We start from the raw sequence: 2,556 nt of genomic DNA, 5'->3' as shown, positions 1-2,556 counted from the left end.
ATCCAGTTTGTCGCGCTACAACTCAAGGCCGTCAGGACCTATTCGACAGGTGATTACGTCTTCGGCGGTGACAAGCTAGGCCAGCCCATTTCTCAGAACACCATGATCTATGGTTGCTACCGCATGGGATATCGCGGCCGACAGACAGTCCATGGCTTCCGCGGTCTGGCCTCCACCTGGGCCAATGAAGCCGAGCGCTATCGCGCCGATTGGATCGAGATGGCACTTGCCCACGTCGACCGCGACGACGTCCGCAGCGCCTACAACAGCGCGTTGTACCTGTCGCCGCGCCGACGCATGCTCCAGGATTGGGCCGATCACGTGTTCGGCTGCTTGAAGCAAAACGGCACTCCACACCTTGAAGGTTTGGAGATGGCTCACACGGCCTGAAATGCGGCTGCTGGCAAACTGTGGCGCAGCGGTAGGTTGCTGTAACTCGATCATGGCGTAAGGGGGGCGGTTCCCGCCGCGATTGCTGACGTTCAGAAGCCCTGGCAATGGCGTCGGAACCAGTCGTACATTCACCGCGATCGCAGTCCAGAGGAATGGTGGGGCCTGGGGCAATGCTGCCATCAGCAGCGGCCTCGCCGAAGGGCGGGCGCAACAGAAAGCCGCCGTTCGCCAGTTTGGCGGAGAAAATCTGAAACCCGGAAAGCACACGGCCTTTCAAAACTCGGCCTTGTGACAATGGCACTGCCGTCCGCATGGCATGACCGGAGACCAAAATCATCGCTTGACGAAAATCCTACCTAGGTAGATTTATTGCACATGACTCGAACACGTGCACTCTCACCCCATGCCCGAATGGTCCTTGCTGTCCTGCTCGATGCTGGCAGCGAATGGTCACACGGCTACGAGTTGGCACGGCTCGCCAACGTAAAATCGGGCACGCTCTATCCGCTGCTGATCCGTTTAGAGGCGCAAGGGTATCTTGAAGCGGAATGGCAGCAGCCGACCGAAGGAGGACGACCGCCTCGGCACGCCTACCGGTTGACCGCGAGCGGCGTACAACTCGCCCGCGCCAATTCCCCAGGTCACGCCGCGTCGCCTACCGAAAGACGCCGGGAGGCGACGATATGAGAGCCGGGCTTCGTCGTGGTCTGGCCGATCTCGTCTGCCGTGTATTGCAAGCCACGCTGCCCCCCTCGCTACATTCGTGGGGATGGGCGGTTCGGTGTGAGACGGCGGACATCCCGGACGACACCAAGGCGCTATTGTTCGCGCTCGACAGCGCATGCGGGCTCATGCCCCGCGCGGTCGCATCGCGTCTGCTGCAACCCTTCGCCTCGCCGACTGGCGAAGGCGCTCCATTATCCAAAGGATCGGTCCCCATGACGATTGTCGACGCCATGATGCGTCGCCCTCGCACCCTCGGTGTCGCCTGCGCGGCCGGTGCGGTCATCCTGGGCCTTGCCTACATGATGATGGCCGGCGCGCCGACGCGCTATCTCGGCGTCAATATCGGTGCATTGGCGATCGGCCTGACGATGCTGGCGCTGCTCGGCCGCGTCGCGTCGGTGGCACCGCGCTGGATAGGCGGCGCGACGGTCGCGATGGCTGGCGCGCTGCTGGGGACTGCTTTCGTGGGCACCGAGGTCGAGGGCATATCGCGCTGGGTGACGCTTGGTGGGTTTGCCCTTCAACCTAGCCTCATCCTGTTGCCGCTCATGGTCGTCGCCTTCTCCAAATGGCGTAGCGTGATGATGACCGTGGGCATGGTCGCTGCCGTTGCCGCGATAGCCCTGCAACCCGACCGGGCGATGGGCGGCGTGCTCGTTCTTGGCCTGGGGACACGCGCGATGATTTGTCGTGACCGACATTCCATCGTGACGCTCATCGCGAGTATCGCCGGCTTTGCAGTGACGCTCGTCCGTCCAGATCCGCTTCCGGCGGTCCCTCATGTCGAACAGGTTCTGTACTCGTCCTTCGACATTCATGTCGGGGCCGGCCTAGCGGTACTGGGAGGATCAATGCTGCTGCTTGTCCCCGCAATCGTCGGTTGGCAGCGTGATGCCGGCAACCGTGCGACCTACGCCGCTTTCGGCGCCGTCTGGTTTGCCGCAGTACTGGGGGCTGCTCTCGGAAACTATCCTACACCGATCGTCGGCTATGGTGGCAGCGCCATCATCGGCTACACATTGAGCTTGCTGACGCTGCCGAAGCGCGCGGGGGTTGGTGCCGGCCGGATTTCCGGCGCTCGCGGCGAAACGGCCGGCGCCCTGTCCGACCGCCACCTCGCCGTCGGACTGGCCTGATCGCATGTCAGCCACCACGAATGCCAGCAAGGACCGTCGTGCGGCGCGACTGATGATGGCGCGTCCCTACCGATACTGGCTTTTCACGATGATTATCGTGGCCCTGATGTACTACGCGTGGGGAGAGGTCACGCGAACGCGGGGCGTTCAGAAGGTGTCGTTCCGTCCGGCGGCGGAAGCGTGCGGCACGTCCGGGGCGCTTCGATACTGCGTCTATCGTGATCGGCGTGGGACCAACGGCGATATCGTTTACCATATGCACGGTCGAAACCTCGACGAACGCATCTGGAACGACGACACC

General features: G+C 62.8%; 4 protein-coding genes. All 4 read left to right on the top strand.

The window, feature by feature from the left end; genetic code table 11:
* On the top strand, positions 1-390 hold a 390-nt coding region (locus tag H926_RS28410; protein ID WP_371256290.1), incomplete at its 5' end, for a tyrosine-type recombinase/integrase.
* Positions 391-804: 414 nt separating this feature from the next.
* Complete coding sequence (locus H926_RS31920) at positions 805-1,080, top strand: PadR family transcriptional regulator (protein ID WP_237741082.1); 276 nt, start codon at positions 805-807, stop codon at positions 1,078-1,080.
* A gap of 251 nt (positions 1,081-1,331) precedes the next feature.
* A complete protein-coding gene (locus H926_RS28405; RefSeq protein ID WP_051146418.1) occupies positions 1,332-2,255 on the top strand; it encodes a hypothetical protein in 924 nt (307 codons plus the stop codon).
* A gap of 4 nt (positions 2,256-2,259) precedes the next feature.
* Positions 2,260-2,556, top strand: a 297-nt coding sequence (locus H926_RS28400) for a hypothetical protein (RefSeq protein WP_202804755.1), incomplete at its 3' end; no start/stop codon positions are given.

The organism is Novosphingobium sp. B-7, from assembly GCF_000410615.1.
GTDB classification, from domain to species: Bacteria; Pseudomonadota; Alphaproteobacteria; order Sphingomonadales; family Sphingomonadaceae; genus Novosphingobium; species Novosphingobium capsulatum.
Note: the sequence above shows the minus strand (reverse complement) of the source record. Positions and strands in the feature narration are given on the sequence as shown.